Annotated in this window: 19 protein-coding genes, 1 tRNA gene and 2 pseudogenes; 7 read left to right on the top strand and 15 right to left on the bottom strand. The window is 59.4% G+C overall.

The genetic code is table 11. The features are described 5' to 3' along the window. Positions 1–402: 402 nt before the first annotated feature. From pncA to EXR36_11485, 10 genes and pseudogenes are all read right to left on the bottom strand, one after another. Positions 403–1,131, bottom strand: coding sequence for a bifunctional nicotinamidase/pyrazinamidase (pncA, locus tag EXR36_11530; GenBank protein ID MSQ60243.1), 729 nt, complete (start codon positions 1,129–1,131; stop codon positions 403–405). A 56-nt stretch (positions 1,132–1,187) separates the two neighbouring features. Then, on the bottom strand, positions 1,188–2,375 hold the full coding sequence (locus EXR36_11525) for an Enamidase (GenBank protein ID MSQ60242.1): 1,188 nt from the start codon (positions 2,373–2,375) through the stop codon (positions 1,188–1,190). Between the two features lie 193 nt (positions 2,376–2,568). Further along, positions 2,569–2,817 carry a hypothetical protein gene (locus EXR36_11520; GenBank protein ID MSQ60241.1) on the bottom strand — a complete coding sequence of 83 codons (249 nt, stop codon included), beginning with the start codon at positions 2,815–2,817 and terminating at the stop codon, positions 2,569–2,571. An 85-nt stretch (positions 2,818–2,902) separates the two neighbouring features. Then, positions 2,903–3,832 (bottom strand): hypothetical protein, encoded by a 930-nt coding sequence (locus EXR36_11515; GenBank protein ID MSQ60240.1) that lies wholly within the window; start codon positions 3,830–3,832, stop codon positions 2,903–2,905. Positions 3,833–3,909: 77 nt separating this feature from the next. Beyond that, positions 3,910–4,678: pseudogene (locus EXR36_11510) on the bottom strand (RNA helicase). 406 nt (positions 4,679–5,084) lie between these two features. Continuing rightward, positions 5,085–5,369 (bottom strand): helix-turn-helix domain-containing protein, encoded by a 285-nt coding sequence (locus EXR36_11505; GenBank protein MSQ60239.1) that lies wholly within the window; start codon positions 5,367–5,369, stop codon positions 5,085–5,087. Between the two features lie 4 nt (positions 5,370–5,373). After that, positions 5,374–5,661, bottom strand: a pseudogene (locus EXR36_11500) (addiction module toxin RelE). 38 nt (positions 5,662–5,699) lie between these two features. Further along, positions 5,700–5,788, bottom strand: a tRNA-Leu gene (locus tag EXR36_11495). Positions 5,789–5,882: 94 nt separating this feature from the next. Beyond that, positions 5,883–6,590: a cobalt transporter gene (locus EXR36_11490; GenBank protein ID MSQ60238.1), complete on the bottom strand. Its 708-nt coding sequence runs from the start codon at positions 6,588–6,590 to the stop codon at positions 5,883–5,885. Then, positions 6,581–6,778 (bottom strand): CbtB-domain containing protein, encoded by a 198-nt coding sequence (locus EXR36_11485; GenBank protein ID MSQ60237.1) that lies wholly within the window; start codon positions 6,776–6,778, stop codon positions 6,581–6,583. Before EXR36_11485 ends, EXR36_11490 begins: the two co-directional genes overlap by 10 nt. A 152-nt stretch (positions 6,779–6,930) precedes the next feature. Here EXR36_11485 and EXR36_11480 point away from each other — a divergent pair, with 152 nt between their 5' ends. Both EXR36_11480 and EXR36_11475 read left to right on the top strand, forming a co-directional pair. Then, complete coding sequence (locus tag EXR36_11480; protein MSQ60236.1) at positions 6,931–7,482, top strand: hypothetical protein; 552 nt, start codon at positions 6,931–6,933, stop codon at positions 7,480–7,482. A 1-nt stretch (position 7,483) separates the two neighbouring features. Continuing rightward, a complete protein-coding gene (locus EXR36_11475; GenBank protein ID MSQ60235.1) occupies positions 7,484–8,374 on the top strand; it encodes a polysaccharide deacetylase in 891 nt (296 codons plus the stop codon). Positions 8,375–8,424: 50 nt separating this feature from the next. On the opposite strand, the gene EXR36_11470 is transcribed toward EXR36_11475, so the two are convergent. The 3 genes from EXR36_11470 to EXR36_11460 form a co-directional block, all read right to left on the bottom strand. Next, positions 8,425–9,168, bottom strand: coding sequence for an SDR family oxidoreductase (locus EXR36_11470; GenBank protein MSQ60234.1), 744 nt, complete (start codon positions 9,166–9,168; stop codon positions 8,425–8,427). A 29-nt stretch (positions 9,169–9,197) separates the two neighbouring features. Beyond that, positions 9,198–10,787 carry an FAD-binding monooxygenase gene (locus tag EXR36_11465; GenBank protein MSQ60233.1) on the bottom strand — a complete coding sequence of 530 codons (1,590 nt, stop codon included), beginning with the start codon at positions 10,785–10,787 and terminating at the stop codon, positions 9,198–9,200. A gap of 549 nt (positions 10,788–11,336) precedes the next feature. Continuing rightward, a complete protein-coding gene (locus tag EXR36_11460) occupies positions 11,337–11,768 on the bottom strand; it encodes a hypothetical protein (GenBank protein ID MSQ60232.1) in 432 nt (143 codons plus the stop codon). Positions 11,769–12,158: 390 nt separating this feature from the next. On the opposite strand from EXR36_11460, the gene EXR36_11455 reads away from it, so the two are divergent. From EXR36_11455 to EXR36_11445, 3 genes are read left to right on the top strand one after another with little or no spacing between them, the layout of a single operon-like run. Beyond that, positions 12,159–13,298 (top strand): mandelate racemase/muconate lactonizing enzyme family protein, encoded by a 1,140-nt coding sequence (locus EXR36_11455; GenBank protein ID MSQ60231.1) that lies wholly within the window; start codon positions 12,159–12,161, stop codon positions 13,296–13,298. A gap of 10 nt (positions 13,299–13,308) precedes the next feature. Continuing rightward, the gene (locus EXR36_11450; protein ID MSQ60230.1) at positions 13,309–14,286 is read left to right on the top strand and encodes a D-2-hydroxyacid dehydrogenase family protein; all 978 of its coding nucleotides are present in this window, start codon (positions 13,309–13,311) and stop codon (positions 14,284–14,286) included. A gap of 27 nt (positions 14,287–14,313) precedes the next feature. Next, a complete protein-coding gene (locus EXR36_11445) occupies positions 14,314–14,760 on the top strand; it encodes a nuclear transport factor 2 family protein (protein ID MSQ60229.1) in 447 nt (148 codons plus the stop codon). Between the two features lie 50 nt (positions 14,761–14,810). Here EXR36_11445 and EXR36_11440 read toward each other — a convergent pair whose 3' ends face one another. Next, positions 14,811–16,112 carry an MFS transporter gene (locus tag EXR36_11440; GenBank protein ID MSQ60228.1) on the bottom strand — a complete coding sequence of 434 codons (1,302 nt, stop codon included), beginning with the start codon at positions 16,110–16,112 and terminating at the stop codon, positions 14,811–14,813. 93 nt (positions 16,113–16,205) lie between these two features. On the opposite strand from EXR36_11440, the gene EXR36_11435 reads away from it, so the two are divergent. Next, a complete protein-coding gene (locus tag EXR36_11435) occupies positions 16,206–16,964 on the top strand; it encodes an SDR family oxidoreductase (GenBank protein MSQ60227.1) in 759 nt (252 codons plus the stop codon). Positions 16,965–16,984: 20 nt separating this feature from the next. After that, positions 16,985–17,902: an EamA/RhaT family transporter gene (locus tag EXR36_11430; GenBank protein MSQ60226.1), complete on the top strand. Its 918-nt coding sequence runs from the start codon at positions 16,985–16,987 to the stop codon at positions 17,900–17,902. On the opposite strand, the gene EXR36_11425 is transcribed toward EXR36_11430, so the two are convergent. Continuing rightward, positions 17,899–18,516, bottom strand: coding sequence for an adenylate/guanylate cyclase domain-containing protein (locus EXR36_11425; protein ID MSQ60225.1), 618 nt, complete (start codon positions 18,514–18,516; stop codon positions 17,899–17,901). The genes EXR36_11430 and EXR36_11425 overlap by 4 nt on opposite strands. Positions 18,517–18,563 lie beyond the last annotated feature (47 nt).

Raw genomic sequence — 18,563 nt, 5'->3', positions numbered from 1 at the left:
CGCGAGCGCAACCAAAGTAGTAGAGGCCGCTTGATCCGCTCGTACGATAGGCAAAACGCCAACTATTGAGCATTCCCCTATACGCGACATGCCGGATTCATTGCCGCTCTTTCGCTCACCCTCGTTCCCTCTCCCGGAGGGCAAGGGAAGAAGAACCCTTCTCCCTACGGGAGAAGGGTTGGGATGAGGGAAAGAGCTTGTCATGAATTACGAAAACATCAATAAGCGCGTTCGCCCTGAGGGCGTCGAAGGGCGATCCTCGTAGTGCGGTGATGTGACGAGGTCTCCCGTTCATGGTTAGATCGTTCGGCGGGCTCGCGACTCACCACGACCGGAAGACTTGACCAGTAAATCATTAGAGTTCTCTTCCGTGTATTCCGTGTATTCCGTGGTCAAAGGTTTTCAAGCCAGGTCGTGCGACTGAATCCGATTCACGCCAGCCGCCGTCATGTCAGCCCAGGCCTTGGCCAGCGACCCACCTAGATCGATACCACGGCAGGCGTCCTCGATCACGGATGCCTCAAAACCAAACTTGCGCGCGTCCATCGCGGACCAAGCCACGCAGTAATCCGTGGCCAAGCCGCATACGAATACGCGTTTGATTCCCCGGCCCTTCAAATAACCGGCCAATCCCGTCTCCGTCTTGCGATCGGCCTCCAGAAACGCGGAGTAACTGTCGACATCGTTGTGGAAGCCCTTGCGTATAACGAGCTGGGCATGGGGGATGTTGATGTCCTTGTGGATCGATGCGCCCTCGGTCCCTTGCACGCAATGATCTGGCCACAGCACTTGTTTGCCGTAGGGTAGATCGATCAACTCGAAGGGCTTCTTTCCCGCGTGTGACGAGGCAAAGGAGACGTGGGTGGCCGTATGCCAATCTTGCGTGAGCACGACGTTCTCGAAGCCATTGGCGATTTTGTTGATGAGAGGCACGATGACATCGCCTTCTTTCACAGCTAGGCTGCCGCCCGGAATGAAGCAATTCTGTACGTCGATCACCAGCAGCGCATCCGTGCCCTTTAGCTTGTGATGAGCGGCAAACGCATGGCGCAACCCCATGGCTTGAGCGGCCGCCACACCCACCAGGGCGGCACTACCCATTAAGAACTTACGGCGTGTCACTTCGTTCATGTCGATCCTCCATTAATTGTTCGTAGCATTGCCCGCCACGTAATTAGTCTATCAGTTCATGCAACGACGGGCACTTCCACGGCAGGAGGCGTATTGCGGCTGCGCCCGCACTGGACGATGCCATCGATAACCACCATCCCAACACCAGGCAAATCGCCCAGCGCCACGCTCTCCAGCAAGGTACTCCCCGCCGTGTGCTGGGCACGGTCCAAAAAAACAAAATCCGCGGCGCGTCCCACTTCGATCAAACCAGAATTGAGCCTGCGAATTCTCGCCGTATTGCCCGTGGCGAAACAAAACGCCAACTCCGGCGCGATGCCACCAACGCCCGCGAGCAAAGCGATCATCCGCAGAATCCCAAGCGGCTGCACCCCCGATCCCGCGGGACCATCGGTGCCCAAAATCACGCGATGCAGGCATTTCAGATCGCGCGCCGTCTGCGCGGCGGCGATAGCCACTTTCTCGTTGCCGTTGTGAACGATCTCGATGGCCCGGGTGGAACGTTCGCACAATTCGCATACATGGGCTTCTGGCAAGGAAGTGTGGCCGCCGTTGATATGGCCGATCACATCGGCGTCGGCTTCCAGCACCACGTCCTTATCGATCAATCCCGACCCCGGAATGGAAGGCCCGCCCGTATGAATAGTGCTCTGGATGCCGTGCTTGCGTGCCCACGCCACCATTTGCCTGGCTTCGGCGCCCGCCTTCACCGACCCCAATCCCACCTCTCCCAGCAGCGAAACCCCGGCTTGCGCCAGTTCCTGAAAGTCGGACTCCACCATGCCTTTTTCGATCACCGGCGCACCCGCCAGCACCTTAACCCCTCCCGGCCGAAAGTTTTCGAATGCGCGTTGAGCGGTGATCGCCAAGGCCTTCAATCCGACGATGTCCTTGGGCCGTCCCGGAAGATGCACCTCCCCCGCGGAGATCATGGTCGTGACCCCGCCGTTCAAAGTGGAGTCGATCCATCCGAGTTGGTTTTGCCGTGGCGTCCAATCGCCAAAAACGGGATGCACGTGACTGTCGATGAGTCCGGGGCACAAGGTCGTGCCTTTGGCGTCGATCACCGAACCGGCTTGGCTCGTGTCGCAGTCCTTCGCCATGCCCACCGCGTGGATAATTCCATCGATGACCACGACCGTGTCGGCATCGAGCACCGGCTGGCCGACATCCCCCGACAACACCAGCCCGGCGTTCTTGATGACCAACTTTCCCTTGTGAGTGACATTGGTACCGGCAGCCATTTATTTGCTCCGTGAATCAGACTGTGAGATCGCACCCACACTGAGCCTGTAACTGGTTGAATGGAATTGGCTCTCGACACGACGATTTAGCATAGCCACCCAGCAATAGTACCCCTGCGCAAAACTCTCAAATCATTCCTTGTGTGCCATAACAGAATGAGGCCGGTCAAAGCGTGCCATGAAGCGCCGATTGCTACTCCTTCTCGAAACCCTGATTCGAGAATTTCAGAGTGCGGGCATTCTCGGTGACCGTGCGCACTACGCTGTCCGGCACGCCGCCCGGAATATCGGCTTCGATCTCCAAGGTGACCCGCACTTTCGATCCTACCAGACCGACCAAGTGCGAAATCACTTCGTCAGCGATTCGTCCCGCATCGCGCCCGGTGCGCTCGGAGTCGAGAACCACCGTGCCGTGATAGCGCTTGGGTGCCGCGACCCGCACAACCGGTGTGGGATCTGGCGCGGGCTCTTCTTTCGTGGGTCTGTCAGCTTCGCCGGCGGACTTGGGAGCAGAAGCGGTTTCCGCGTCAATCTGCTTGCGTGCAATATCTGGCTTTACCAGTAAACTCTCTGCGCTGTCCGTATCCTATGGATACAAGCTGTCCGCCGCGCAGGCCGCGATATCTGCCCGTGCCTTCGTCGAAACTGTCGGCATAGGCGAAACTCTCGCGCTCCCATGTCAGCAATGCCAAACCATCGCGGACGGCTCCGGTCAAAACGGATGAATCTTTGAGCCGGGGCAAGTATGGGTAACGCGCGAAGTCCTCGGTGAGTTGCTTAATCGTTACATGTTCACCACGCCATATGGGCACTTTGTCCATCTCCATGCGAAGCATCGTCCCCGCGAAGGCAGTCAACAAGTGATCAGGCCGAAGTTTCTTGCTCGCGCGTACGGCGAGCGCCTCGGTCCCCGATAGCCGCATGGCCTGCCACGTAATTGCCTCTTGCGGCGTTACCTGCACCGGCACTAGTAGCCACTGGAAGGTCTCCGGCAGCCGGGCTATGACCGCGCCTTCGGCTGCCTTGAACTGCGTCTCGGCCTGCTTGACCTGCTGGGGATCGAGGTTCAGTTGATCCTTGGTGTCCAGGATCGACTCCCAGGCCAGATATTTGCGGATTGCTTCATCGAGGTCTTGCATGCGAATCTTGTCGGCCGCAAGGAATACAAGCGAATTTCGGTACAGCCTGGGCGTATTACCACGGGATTCGAGGATTTTTTTGGCGGCGATTTCAGCCGCGCTATCTACCTCCTTGGTGTAGGTGTGGTCGCCACCCAACACGACCAAGCGGGCGTCCACGTCATCGGGTACGTATTGCCCGGAATGCGGCATGGCGTGAATGCGGCCGAAGTCGCCGGTACGGCGCAGATCCTCACGTAGCCGTTTATCCAACTCCTGAACCACTTTGTCCTGATCGCGTCTCAACTGCTCAGCACTATCGTCCGCTAGTTTGGTCACTGTCGGTTGGGTCGAATACCAGTACCGAGGTCCGTCTTCGTAGAGATATGTAGCCGCCGCTGCCAAGCGCCGAAGGGCATCGCCATGAAGAGATGGAAGTCGGCTTCCTTGCCATTATGCGTGGTGGCGGTCATCAGCAGGAAGTACCGCGTTAAGGTCGAAAGCAACTGCCCGAGCCGGTAGCGTTTGGTGTACTTGGTTTCACCGCCGAAAACAGTCGCCGACATTTTGTGCGCCTAGTAGCACACCACCAAGTCCCAACGGCAGGCGGGCGCCTGAAGCTCATGTTGCACGTCCTAGTTACGCGAAAGCTTGTCGAGCCGGGCAATGACGAGATTGGTTTCCAGGAACCAGTTGCCGGTACGCGCGGCTTCCAGCTTGTCGTTGGTCAGAAACTCGAACGGAAGGTGGAACCGGCGATATAGCTCGTCCTGCCATGATGGTTTTGCCGGCCCCAGGGTCGTCTGCAAGCAGGAAACGCAGCGGCTGGCGCGGCAGCATGGACTCATAGACCGCGGTGATCTGGTGAGGCAACGGATCGTCGACGGAGGTATGCACCGCCAGCAATGGGTCAAACAAATGGGCGAGCCGAATGCGCTGGGCTTCCGAGACAAGACGAAACAACGCGCCGTCGCCATCGAAACTCCATGGCCGCCCTAGCTCGACAATTTCCAGGCGAGGTTCATCGTGGCGATAGAGGAGTTCGTTGGCGACCTTCCCAGCGGGAGTCTTGTAAGTCAGCTCCAGCGCCGAGGAACCGAACCACTTAACACTGACCACTGTCGCCAAGGCATCGGGAATGATGCCTCGAATGGCAGCGTTGTTCTGGATCTCTTCGAGTTTCATGCCCTACAAACCAGATGAAGGTTTAGGCCGCTGGCTTCTCGTTCAACAGAGAAAGCGAATAAGCGGTGGTTGCGGAGGGCTAGGATCCTCATGCTGGGCCTGGGTATTTAAGTATTCGACTGCTTCTATTTGCGTTATCGCGGTGCGGAGGCGTCCTTCCGACTGTTCGTGTGCTGTACTGGCGTTGCGAATATGCCACCTACATAAATCCTCGGATATGCACATCCGCCATATTGGCCGAGAATGGGCCGAGTGTGCAAAGCGCTTACCGGCACACAACTAATGAGAATTTGTTGTGGTCAGCTCTGCCATTTTTCTGCTTTTTTGGGAAATTTACCTGTATCAATATACAATGATCGAGAAATCTCAGATATGCGGAGATGAAGTACACTTTTCGAAGCCCTACTTAAGCCAGCGCCCGCATCACAATCTTGGGGTTGCGGTCGATCACATTGAGCAGCACCAGTGCCGCGCCTTGCGGCCTGCGGTCCCCTCGTTCCCAATGGCGCAGCGTGGCCACGGAGAAGCCGAACCGCGCGGCGAACTGTTCTTGCGTCATGACCAAGCCCTCCCGCACCGAGGCCACGTCCACGAGCTTCGGGGTGTAGATCTTCGCCTTCACGCGGCGCCACTTGGCGTGACCGATAGCTTGCTTGAGTCCGCGTCCAATACTGTCGAAAGCTTGTCCCATCGAGTTATTTCTCCATCCAGACAGATACCAAGATACCCACCAGTTTCGCCAATTCATTGCGTTCCGCCTGGATCAGGTTCGCTCGTTCGATCTTGGCGAACAGCGTCAACAGGTATAACGGCATGCGAGCGCTGTGAAAGTAGTAGACCACGAGCACGCCGCCGCTCTTACCCTGCCCGCCGCGCTTCCAGCGCAGCTTTCGAATCCCGCCAGTGCCTTCGATCAAATCCCCGGCCCTCGGATGCACGGCAAGCTAGTCCAGAACATCGCGGCGCTCCTGTTCAGAGAGCAGCTTCTTTGATTTCCATCAGGCAATGCACCGCGAGAAATTGGTGCCCGGGACCGGAATCGAACCGGTACGGCCGGTAAGGGCCGAGGGATTTTAAGTCCCTTGTGTCTACCAATTTCACCACCCGGGCGGGAATGCGAAGCGAACGAATGTTAGAATGAAATGCGGTTGCTATTCTAGCCGAGGCAGTTATCGCACTGGCGACGCCGAATTTTCGAACAGGGTTAGCGGCGCAACAGCCGGGAGAAGATCATTCCCTCGATGCTTCCGAGCATGAGCCAAAATATCGCGGTCGTGATAAGGGCTACGATGGCGAATTGTTGGGCCAGCGACTGCGGCACCGCGGGTTGCCAGTCCACGGGCTGCGGTGCTCCGATCACATGCGGGAGGGCCAACAACACCACGCCAACCAGTATCCAGATTGCCTTGGAGTGGGTACGCGCCCAATACAACGCACCCAGTCCCAACGCGGTTGCGACCACGGTTCCCAACCACCAAGTTTGCCGTGCCGCAAGTTCCGCTTCCGGCACGCCAGGTGGCCGCGGCGGTAGCCCCAAGGCGGGAGCAAGCTGAAACACGATGAAGCCCGCGGCGCCTAACACCAAGCCGTCGCGCCATCCGGACCAATTGAAATGCGCCAGCAGTGCGGCCAGTATCAATCCATACCCCATGGCCACGAGCACCGTCGATAGTCCGGTATAAAAAATTCGCTCGAATCCCTCGGAAGGTTTCCATGGGGCAATGTGGTGGTGTTCCGCTTGCCTCGCCGGTTGCGGCAGCGTGGCGGAGGATGGCTCATAGACCTCCGCTCTGGCGATCAGCGGAATCGTCGTGAACATTTGGACCAGCGTTGCCAGCATGCCGGTGATGAGCCCGGCCAATAACGCTGACACCACGATGTTCCGAAACCTTTTTTGGCCAGTCAATGGCATGGGAACGCCACGGTGTGGCGCACGTCATGGGCGGCGTTGTGCGCAATTCCCGGCGCGAATCCCACCATGGCAAGAATGATGACTCCCAAACCAAGACCTGCGAGGCTAGGCCACCATGAGGCGGGCTCACCGATGGTACTCTCGGTTGGCGCCGAAACAACGTTATTGGAATCCACAGTCTGAGTCATTCGTTTATCTCCAGTTTATCTCCACCAGACTACGAAATAGCCACACTATTCCACCGGAAACACATCGCAGTCAAGTCAGGCCGCTCTGTAAACCAAATCAGCTAGCCATCAGTACGGTCTCGAAATATTCGAGCACGCAATCTTCGCGCTGATTGATCACGCGCACCCGCACGGTGGCCGATAACGCGCTGCTGCTTAACGTCATGGCCGGCGCGCCGTGGCTGGGCTTCGCCGCCTGCAACCGTGTCATTCTTCTATCCGAGGCCTGCGCCGTGCATGCTCGGTGGCTGCGAGAGCGGCCGCAAGACTATAGCGCATTGACACGCAGCCGCTTGTTGCCTGGCCTGTTCCTCTCCGCGACCGACTACGTGCAGGCCTCGCGCTGGCGCGCTCGCCTGACCGCGAGGATGGAGGAGACGCTCGCCAATGTGGACGTGGCAATCACCGCCTCGTCAATGGATGCGCCCTATCCGATCAACGACGCGGCCGAGATGGAGAGGTGCTATCCACGGCAAGCGCGCACACCTTTCAACCTGACTGGTCATCCGGCGCTTGCGCTACCGGTGGGTTTCACTGCCGGCGGTCTGCCCTTGGGCACGCAGATCATCGGCAAGCATTGGGACGAGGCAACGGTCTACCGCGCCGCTCGCGCCTATGAGCGCGAGACTACCTGGCACACGATGCATCCGGCCTTGGAGAATTGAGATGCTGCGAACACACGGACGTTATGCTTACTCCAATATCACCAAGCGCCCAGATTATTCCTGGCCCGACGGTAAGCGGCTCGCCGTCTACATCGCGCTCAACATCGAGTCTTTTAGCTTTGGTACGGGCAAGGGCGCGGCGATCGCTCCGCCAGATCATGCGGCCAGCCACTCAGTCTTCTCTTGGCGCGACTACGGCAACCGCGTCGGCATGTGGCGGCTGTTCGAGTTGTTCGACGAGATCGGTATCCCGATAGAAGCGCAGATGAATACCGCGATCTACGACGTGGCGCCAGACATTCCGGAGAAGCTGCGCGCCCGCGGCGATGAGATCCTTGGCCATGGCGAAACCAATTCCGAGGAACAAGGGCAACTGCCCGAATCCGAAGAGCGTGCGCTTATCGCCCGTGTTACCGCCACCATCGAACAACGGGAAGGTAAACCACCCATAGGCTGTATGAGCCCCTGGTTGTCGAACTCAGTCGTAACTCCCGACCTCTTGCAGGAAGCCGGTTACCGCTATTTCATGGATTGGACCATTGACGACCAGCCGGTGTGGATGAAGACGCGTGCAGGACGCATCCTCGCGATGCCCTATCCGGTCGAGGTGAACGACAACCGCGGTATCGTCTGGTACCGGCACACCTCGGAGGAATTCGCGGACATGATCACCGACCAGTTCGATGAGATGCTGTTACAGTCCCGGCGCCAACCTCTCGTGTGTCCAATCTCCCTTCACCCCTTCATCATGGGCCGGCCCTACCGCCTACGCCGCCTGCGCCGTGCACTACAGCGCATCCTTCAGCACCGCGGCGAAATCTGGTTGACCCGGCCGCGCGATATCTGCGCACACATCGAGAGTTTGGGTGCCGGGGTGGTGCCAGAGGGCTGACTTATTGAGAGCTTCATAAACACCGAACCCGAAAAGCGGAAAATCAAGTGTTACCCCGCCGTATAGCCCCCATCCACTGGTAGCGCAATGCCGGTCACAAAGGCGGCTTCATCGCTCGCCAGATAGAGGATCGCCGCAGCAATTTCTTCCGGCTGGCCAAAGCGGCCGAGCGGATAGCGCTTCAACACCCTTTCGGACCATGCGGGATCTTGCCGTAACCCTGCCGTCATCGGTGTTTCGATCACTCCGGGACATACGCAGTTCACGCGCACGGCGGGCGCAAGTTCCAAGGCCAGTTGGCGGGTTAAGTTGACGATGGCGCCTTTCGAAGCGGCGTAAGACGCGCCAGTCGATCCGCCCACGAGCCCATAGATGGAAGCGAGATTGGTGATGGAGCCAGAACTTGCCGTGAGCGCTGGTGTTGCCGCGCGCGATACCAGGAAGGTTCCGGTCAAGTTGATGTCGATGACCCGCCGCCAGTCCGCAAGCGTTGGGGTTGCGCCAGGGCGTTCGGGACGCACACCCGCGGAGTTCACCACGGTGGTGAGGCGGCCAAAGCGCGCGAGGGTGTCCGCCACCATGCGTGCGCATGCGGACTCGTCCGTCACATCCGCCACGAGGGCCATCGCTTCTCCCCCGCCTGTAATGATCGTTCTCGCGGTCTGCGCAACGGCACCGGCCGACGCGTCCACGCACACGACCTGTGCGCCTTCCTCACTCAGACGCAATGCCGTTGCTCGCCCAAGCCCCGATGCGGCACCTGTGACCAGCGCTACTTTGTTTTTCATCCGCATGATTTTTTCTCCTCCCACCTCCCACCTCCCTACCTCGCCTCGCGCCGCGCGCGAGGGAGGCAATCGTAAATGCCCGCCATGTCCGCAGTGTTCCACACACCAGCGAGATAACCATCGGGACGAAGCAAGGCTACGCTGCCCTTGACGCACCTGAGCTCCGCCGCCCAAACCTTTTCCATCTCATCTCTGGCGCAATGGTAGACCTTAACCAGTGGATGATTGATTACCACAGCCTCCCCAAAGGCAATGGCGGTGAAGCGAGTTCCCTCCTTGAATAAATCCACCAACGCTTGCCCGCCAGGCAACGGCAGATTTGGCACGGAGCGCGCGCCCTGGGGAAGATGGCGCGAGACGGGATAAGCGTTAGCCACGGACATGCGCCCGGTGTCCACCAACGCACGCGCGAAGGCGTGCTCGCGGGCGAGATCCAGCACTGCTTGCCGAAACAGTTTTTCCGCGGGGCTCAGTGATGCGAGGAAGCGCGCAGTGCGGCGGGCCACCTGGAGATTCTCCACGGCCGCGGCGCGCCGCTCGTCGTGGTAGCTATCGAGCAGCCTCTCGTCCGCCTCGCCCGATTGCACGAGCGCCAGCTTCCACGCCAGATTAGCGGCGTCCTGTATGCCACTGTTGCCGCCGCGCGCACCGAAAGGGCTCACCACGTGGGCGCTATCTCCGATGAAGAACACGCGCCATACCTTGAACTCATCGAGCAAGTGATCGCGGTATTGGTAAGGGCCTATCCAGACAAACTCGAACTCCAGATCCTCGCCGAGATAGGCGCGCAGTCTTTGCGCCGCCACGTCCGGCCGGCTCACGTATTCGGGATCGGCATCCTGGCCCATCTGAAAATCCACGCGCCAGACGTTATCCGCCATCAAGTGCTGCCACACCGCGCGGCCGTCGTTGAAGGGAGCGCGTATCCACGTCCAGCGCTCCGCGGGAAAGCTTTTTTTGAAGCGCACGTCCGTGATGCACCAACGGTCCGGCGAGCGCGAGGCATGGGCATCCAATCCCAACGCATCCCGAATGGGGCTGTTGGCGCCCGTGGCGTCGATCAACCATTGCGCTTCCAATTCGTAAGCACCGGCGGGAGTTTCCACCATGAGCCTTACGTGATCATCGCGCTGCTCCACACCGGTTACCATGTTACGCCAACGCAGGTCCGCACAACCCAACGTTTGAATACGCTCCACCAGAAAGGCTTCGATATAGAACTGCTGGATATTGATAAAGGGCGGTTGCAGCGAAGCGCTCGCCAATTGCCGGTTGAACGAATAAACCTCGCGATCGCCATCGAAGGTGCGTCCCACGGACCACGTAACGCCCTTCGCCCGAATCTGCTCGTAAATTCCTAAGCGCGCGAAGATCTCCAGCGACTTCTGCGCGTAGACGATACCGCGCGAGGACGCACCGCGCACCCCCACCGTATCGTCCTCATCCAACAACACACAGGCCACGCCGCGCGAAGCCAAGTCGCAGGCCAGAGTCAGCCCGGCTAATCCTCCACCCGCGATCACAATGGGATAGCGGCGCACGGAGCCATCCGCCAATTCAGGCGGAGGGACAAAAGTATATTGAGGGAGCGTATACCCGCTCGCGCTCCACTGGACTTGAGTCATGCGCCGTCAGTCAGGATAACCCCATGAACTAGCGATCCTACGCAGGCCAGGAATCGCACACACAAGCCGTATCCATTGGAGTGTTCCAATGGAGCGATGAGGCCGAAGCCGAATGCGACCCGTGTGAGTGCGTCAATATGCCCACTTGCGCTACAGTCGGTTCAATCCGTTCCTAAGCTCTTCATCTAACGGGTAAGGCCAGGGAAAATGTTGCGTAACCGCCGGTCTTCGGTGACACATACGGTTTGAAGGTGGTGCGCCAGCGTAATGTATTGCGCGTCATACGCACTGATGCCGTTCTCCGCGGCCAGAATAAGGGCAAACTCCATATCAACGCTTTGTTCACGCTGGCCGAACAGTTCAAGACTCCCTCGCCAAAGTGCCCGGGATTCAGCGGTCGTGGCACCGCCTCGCCGAACAAATGCCGCCAGCACATTCAAAAATTCGTGACGCCTGAGTGTAGGCAGCCGCCAGTCCCTGGCATAGAATTACCTCCCTTTACTGGCGGTTAGCTAACATTATGCTAGCACGCGAAAAGGTGTCTCGAAATCAATGGCGAGGGTGCGCCAATCGGCGCACGTTAATGACAGAGGCAAGTTGATGGCGGCGCTTCCAGATGTGGAGACGACGCTCCAGCGTGATGATCTGCCCCAAGCGTTGTAACGCTTGGTGGGCATTGCGCCCAGGACGAAATCCGTAGGAACACTCCAGAAACTTCGGCTCCCAGAGCGCTTGCAGGATTTGGCTAAGCCGCTCCAGCACGATCCGGTCCTCGAAGCTCTGGATGCCCAGTGGCCTGCGCCCTCCATCCCCTTTCGGGATGTACGCACGCCGCACCGGCTTGGGCCGGTAGCCCTGCCGGCGCACCCGCTCGCTGAGCGCTGCGAGTTTCTCCTCCGCACCTCGCTCGTACTGTGCCTTACGTACTCCATCTACACCAGGCGCCTTGTTCCCCGGTTGCCGCTCCAGGCTCTCTCGCAACCCTTGCGGATAGCTCCCATACGGTCATTTCGGGACTTCAACCTTCACGGCAACTACCCCTACGCCATTCCACCTCGCTTGCTTTCGTGCCTACGCATCAACCAATCTGTTACCAACTTGACTGCAAGGCTCGATACCGGGCCTGTGGCTAGCAGTTACCCGGACGGGATTTCCACCCCCTAGAAAATGCGACATTGCCATGCCGCAACACAGGCCGGACCACCGTAACTTATTGCTTGTGCCGAGGCGCTACCAACGGGGCGGCGGCCACCGGAATTGAAGATGAGCGACATCCACCGTCGCCTCGTACCGATACGGATGCCTATTCGCCGCGGAGAATAGGTTTTAATATTGGCGCCATGTCCCACGCATGCATAGCGATAGCCTCCCATGAAAATCACCGAAGTCATCACTCATCAACTCTCCGTTAACGTCGACGAGCCCTTCACCTCTTCGCGTGGCTGGTACTACAAGACCAAGGGCGCGTTGGTGGTTGAAGTGCGCACGGATGCGGGTATCACCGGGTGGGGTGACTGCTACGGCCCTTCCGCCGTATGCAAGGCTATCGTGGATTCGCTTCTTAAACCCTCCGTGACCGGCAAGGATCCCTTCGACGTGGAAGTGATCTGGGAGGCGCTCTACAACAAGGTGAAGGATTACGGCCTCACGGGCATGACCATATCGGGGATAAGCGGGATCGACATCGCTTTGTGGGACATCATAGGCAAGGCTTGCAACCAACCCATCCACAAACTCACCGGCGGATGTTTCCGCCCCAAGGTCAAGGCTTACGCCACGGGCCTGTACTTCAAGAATATGGACCGGCTAAACGAAGAGGCTGTGGAGGAAGCGCTCGGATACGTGGCGCAAGGCTTCGGCGCCATCAAGATGAAGATCGGGTTGGGGTCTATCAAGAAGGACCTCAGCCGCGTCGCCGCCGTGCGCGATGCGATCGGTCCTGGCGTGCAACTCATGGTGGATGCTAACCATTGCTTCAACGTGCCGCAGGCCATCAACATCGGGCGCGAGTTAGAGAAACTCGGTGTCTATTGGTTCGAAGAGCCCATCTCGCCGGAAGACCTCGATGGTTACGTGGAAGTGTCACGTGCCTTGGATATGGCGGTGGCAGGCGGCGAGAACGAGTTCACCAAATTCCGCTTCCGCGAGATTCTCGCCCGCCGGGCCATGGACATCGTGCAGCCCGACGTGTGCGCCGCCGGGGGCATCACGGAGTGCAAGAAAATCGCCGCACTGGCGCAGGCGCATTCCGTGGAATGCGTGCCTCATGCGTGGGGCACCGCCATCGGGCTCGCGGCGACGCTGCACTTTCTGGCTTCTCTGCCCGATTGTCCTCCCTGCCTTGTACCCATGCCCCCCATGCTGGAGTACGAGCAGACCTTCAATCCCTTCCGCGACCAATTGAGCATGACACCGCTCACCCACTCCAAGGGCTGGGTGGATGTACCGGTGGGGCCGGGACTCGGCATCGAGATCGACCGTAGTATCCTCGACCGTTATCGCGTAGCGTAGGAACGAAATCATGACAAAAATCGCTGTATTGGATGACTGGCAGGGAGTGGCGCGCACCAGCGCGGATTGGTCGCAACTTGAGAGCCAAGCCGAGGTGGTTTTCCATGGAGACCCCTTTGCGAACGCGGACAAACTGGTGAGCGCCGTTTCGGATTGCGAGATTTTGCTCATCATGCGCGAACGCACGGCCTTCCCTGCCGTTGTGATCGAGCGCTTGACCAAACTGCGCATGATCGCGCTGACCGGTGGGCGCAGTTGGACAATCGACATGGCGGCTTGTAACGCACGCGGTATCGCGGTGTGCAACACGGGCTCCCAGCATTCCACGGCCACCACCGCCGAATTGGCCCTCGCATTGCTTTTGGCCGCCGCGCGGCGCGTGCCGGAGGCGGACCGTTCCATGCGCCGGTGGAATTTCCAATCCGATGTACCCCTGGGCTTCATGCTGGAAGGGCGCACCTTGGGTGTCATAGGCCTGGGCAAGATTGGCTCGCGCATGGCGCGTTACGGGCAGGCACTCGGAATGCACGTGATCGCCTGGAGCCAAAACATGACCAAGGAACAAGCGCAGGCCGCCGGGGCTCGTCTGGTGGACAAGAACACGCTGCTCGCGGAATCCGACGCCATCTCGCTTCACGTCGTGCTATCGGATCGCACCTGCGGCATTCTCGGCGCGGAAGATTTGGCCCGCATGAAGCCCGGAGCGATCCTGGTCAATACATCGCGCGGGCCCTTGGTGGACGAAGCGGCATTGGTCGCGGCTCTTAGCGAAGGGCGCATTGTCGCGGGACTCGACGTTTATGGAGAGGAGCCCCTACCAGCGGCCCATCCTCTGCGCAGCTCTCGCAATACCGTGCTGACGCCGCATCTGGGCTATTGCACCTCCGAGATTTACCAACAGTTTTACCGCGAGTCCATCGAGAACATCCTGGCATTCCTCGCTGGCAAACCCATTCGAGTCATCAACCCCGAAGCGCTCAAATCGTAGCGGCGCTTCAATTACCGGAGAATTTTCATGTTGGAATACTTGCGCGCCTTGGCCCAGCCTTTCAACTCGTACGCCGTGGCGGCCGGCGGTGGCGATGCCATCACCACGGAAGCAGTCCTGCGCGCGGAGGAAGCGCGCTACGCGGCCCAAATAAATAACGACTTCGCGGCCATGGAGCGGCTGTTCGCCGATGATCTGGTGTACTACCACTCCAGCACGACGGTCGATACGAAACAAAGTTTCATCGAATCCATGCGCTCGGGCACCGTCAAGTACCGCAGGATTACGCGCGGGGAGGTTAAAACCCGGGTCTTCGGCAGCGTAGGCATCATCACCGGCCGCGGCACCTTCGAAGTCACCGCGCGCGGGCAAGACATGGTGCTCGACCTCATGCTGACGGCCGTGTGGGCCAAACGCAATGGCGCGCTTCAGTTCGTGTCATGGCAGGCGACGCGCATGCCGGCGAAGGCGTAACCTCTGCCCCCACCCTAGCCCTCCCCCGCACGCGGGGGAGGGAATAGCTGTCAGCGCTCGGCGGTGATATCGGCCCGGTAAGTTTCCGGGCCGTGGTAGAGAGCAAACGCGGTGAGAAGCGACAGTGCAACGATGTAGAGCGCCACGCCCCAGGGCTGGCCGTCTGCTTGAAGGACTAACCAGGCGGCGAGAAAGGGTGCGGGACCACCCGCGAGGATGGACCCCAACTCGCGCGCGAAGGCGAATCCGCTGTAGCGCAAGCGCGTGGTGAATAACTCGGCGAAGTAGGCCGCCTGCGGACCGAACATGGCCGATACGCCAATGGATATCGCGAGGATGAATGCCAAGGTCACAAGCGCCGGCTGCTGCGTGTTGACGAGCCAGAAAAACGGAAAGGCGAGCAGCGCGCAAAAGATCGCTCCGCCCATATACACAGGCCGGCGGCCGATGCGGTCTGACAACAGCGAGAAGGCCGGTATCGTAAGGAGGGACAAAGCGTAGGCGATCATCAACGAGCCCAACACGCTGCTCTTCGCCATTTGCAGCGTCTTGGTAAGGTAGTTGAGTGTAAATACGGGGAATAGATATCCCAGACCGTTCTCCGCCAGCCGGGCACCGATCACCACCAAAAACTCCTTGGGGTGCTTGCGCAAAGCTTCACGCACAGGTGTCTTGAGGGGCTTGTTCTTGGCCAGGGTTTCGCTGAACACCGGGGTCTCGGACACGCGCGCACGAATGTAGAAACCGAACACGATGAGCACGATGCTCAAGAGAAACGGTACGCGCCATCCCCACGCGAGGAAATCTTCCTTGGGCAGCGAGGAAAAGAGCGCGAACACGCCCACGGCCGACATGTTCCCCACGGTCACTCCGATGGGCGCCCAACTACCGAAGAATCCGCGCCTACCAGGTGGCGCGTGCTCCACCGCCAGCAATACCGCACCGCCGTACTCGGCTCCGGCACCGAACCCCTGCACGAGGCGCAGGCTCATCAAAAGTACCGGTGCCCAGATTCCGATGGACTCGTAAGTGGGCAAGAAGCCGATCAGAAAGGTACCGCCTCCCACGAGAAGAAGCGTGATGACCAGCACGGGTTTGCGCCCGATGCGGTCACCGAGATGTCCGAACACCAGGCCGCCCAGAGGACGGGCCACGAATCCCACGCCAAAGGTGGCAAACGCCGCCAAGGTCCCCATGGCTGGATCTAGTTTCGGAAAGAACAAATCTCCGAACACCAGAGCTGCGGCCGTACCATAAATGAAGAAGTCGTACCACTCTAACGCCGACCCCACCGACGAGGCCAGTAATACCCTGCGCAGTTTTTCGTTCATGCTCTCCTCCTCCCCTCTCATGCAAGCGCAGTATAGGGTCATGTCCGGTAAACGGACCGGCGCCACTGCGTTATCATCACATCGTCACGCTCTGCCCACCAACAGGAGGACCACATGGGTTCGCACAATAAAGCCGCCGTGATCACCGGCGCGGGATCTGGAATCGGCAAGGCCGTGGCCTTGACTTTTCTCAAGGACGGTTACCGTGTCGCTCTGGCGGGCCGCCGGACATTCGAACTCAGACACACGATATCGGACGCCGGGCCGGCCGGGTCGCAAGGATGGCCGGTTCCCACCGACGTCAGCAATCCGGAGTCCGTGAAGGCGCTGTTCGCTATCGTGAAGGAAAAGTTCGGACGGGTGGACGTGTTGTTCAACAACGCCGGCGTCAGCGCCAATGGCATTCCCTTCGAAGACTTGTCCTTCGAGAAGTGGAAGAACGTGGTGGACATCAACCTTACCGGATCTTTCCTGTGCACCCAGGAAGCCTTCAAGATGATGAAGGACCAGCGCCCGCAAGGCGGCCGCATCATCAACAACGGCTCCATCTCCGCCCACAATCCGCGCCCCGATTCCGTTGCCTACACCGCCACCAAGCACGCCATCACCGGCTTGACCAAGTCCACTTCTCTCGACGGCAGAAAGTACGACATCGCCTGCGGGCAGATCGACATCGGCAACGCGCTGACCGAGATGGCGGCGAGAATGGCAAAGGGCGTGACGCAAGCCGACGGCACCATCAAGGTGGAACCTCTGATGGACGTGCAACATGTGGCCAACGCGGTGCTGCACATGGCGAGCCTTCCTCTGGACGCCAACGTTCAATTCCTGACCATCATGGCCACGAAGATGCCTTGGGTGGGACGCGGCTAAGCATTCGTATTCAAGGACCCGTGCCGCCTCCCCCGTGGCTGTGGATCGCCATCACCATTGGCGCAAGCTTCGCGCAGACGCTGCGTAACGCCACCCAGAAACATCTCACCGCGGAGTTAGGCGCGCTGGGCGCCACGCTGGTCCGATTTCTATTCGGACTGCCCTTCGCGGCGCTCTGGTTCTGCGCGCTGCACTGGTTGGGTAACTACTCCATTCCACATCCCAACGGCTCTTTCGGTGGGTGGGTGATGCTGGGTGCCGTCTCGCAGATCATCGCCACTGCACTTTTGCTGCGAGTCATGAAGGAAAAGAGTTTCGCCATCGGCGTGGCTTACTCCAAGACAGAGGCACTGCAAGTCGCCGTCTTCGGATTGATGTTTCTGCGCGACCCGCTTACCTTCAGCGTGGTCCTGGCGGTGGTGCTGGGGACTTTTGGCGTGTTGCTATTTTCCCCGGCGGACCGAGCACGGCCGCTGCAAACACTTTTTTCCGGATGGACTTCGCGTTCCGCTGCACTGGGAATCGCTTCGGGCACTTTTTTCGCGCTCTCCGCCGTGGGGTTTCGCGGCGCGGCCTTGTCGTTGGAAGGAACGCCTTTTCTCATGGCTGCCGGGTCCACCTTGCTCGCGGCACAAATCATCCAGACGATCTTGCTAGGGGGATGGTTGTGCTGGCGAGACCCACAAGTAATCGGGAGGTGCTTTCTGGTGTGGCGCACTTCCCTTTTGGCGGGGGGCATGGGCGCCACCGCATCGGCGGGCTGGTTTACCGCCATGGCCATCGAACCCGTGGCTCATGTGCGCACCTTGGCCTTGATCGAGTTGTTCTTCGGCGCGATCGTCTCCCGAAGAATTTTCCGGGAATCCCTCACCGCAACAGAAGTTGCGGGCATGTGTTTGCTGGTGGCGAGCTTGGCGATGATCACGCTCGCCAACTAGCCGCCCTTCAATCCAACGATATTGAAAGCAGTCACCGGTTTAAGGAACCCTTTCAATTGCAACTCGCCCACCGGCTCCACATCGGCGATGTCCTCGATGGAGGAAAGCACTCTGCGCGAGATGAGCGCCTGTCCGTGAGTGGCCTCGCTACATAGCCTCGCGGCCAGATTGGTCACGGTGCCGATGGCGCCGTAATCCATGCGCCCCTCGAAACCGATGGCGCCGATAGTGGCGTAACCTTGAGCGATACCGGCGCCGAAGCCCAGATCGAATCCGCGCTTGCGCCAGCTTGCCGTCAGACCCGCGAGCCGCGAGCGCATTTCCACCACCATGCGGATGGCGCGTTGCGCTGGATCTGGAATAGGAACCGGGGCGTTGAAGAACACCATCATGCCATCGCCCGCGAAGCGCTCCAGCGTGCCTTCGTGGGCAACGATGGTTTCTCCCATCTCGGCGTGGTATTCGCGCAGCACACGCATTATTTCCTCGGGCTCCGAGGTTTCGGCGAAAGCGGCAAGAGAGGGCTTCGGATTTTCGGACACGCGGATAATTGATAGCCTTGCTTCCAACCAAGAGGAGCAAGACCATGAGCAAGAGAAGGCCACGACGGAAATTGACCGCGAAGTTCAAGGCGCAAGTCGCGCTGGCGGCGATGAAGGGA

The sequence above is a fragment of the Betaproteobacteria bacterium genome (assembly GCA_009693245.1).
GTDB lineage: Bacteria > Pseudomonadota > Gammaproteobacteria > Burkholderiales > SHXO01 > SHXO01.
Note: the sequence above shows the minus strand (reverse complement) of the source record. Positions and strands in the feature narration are given on the sequence as shown.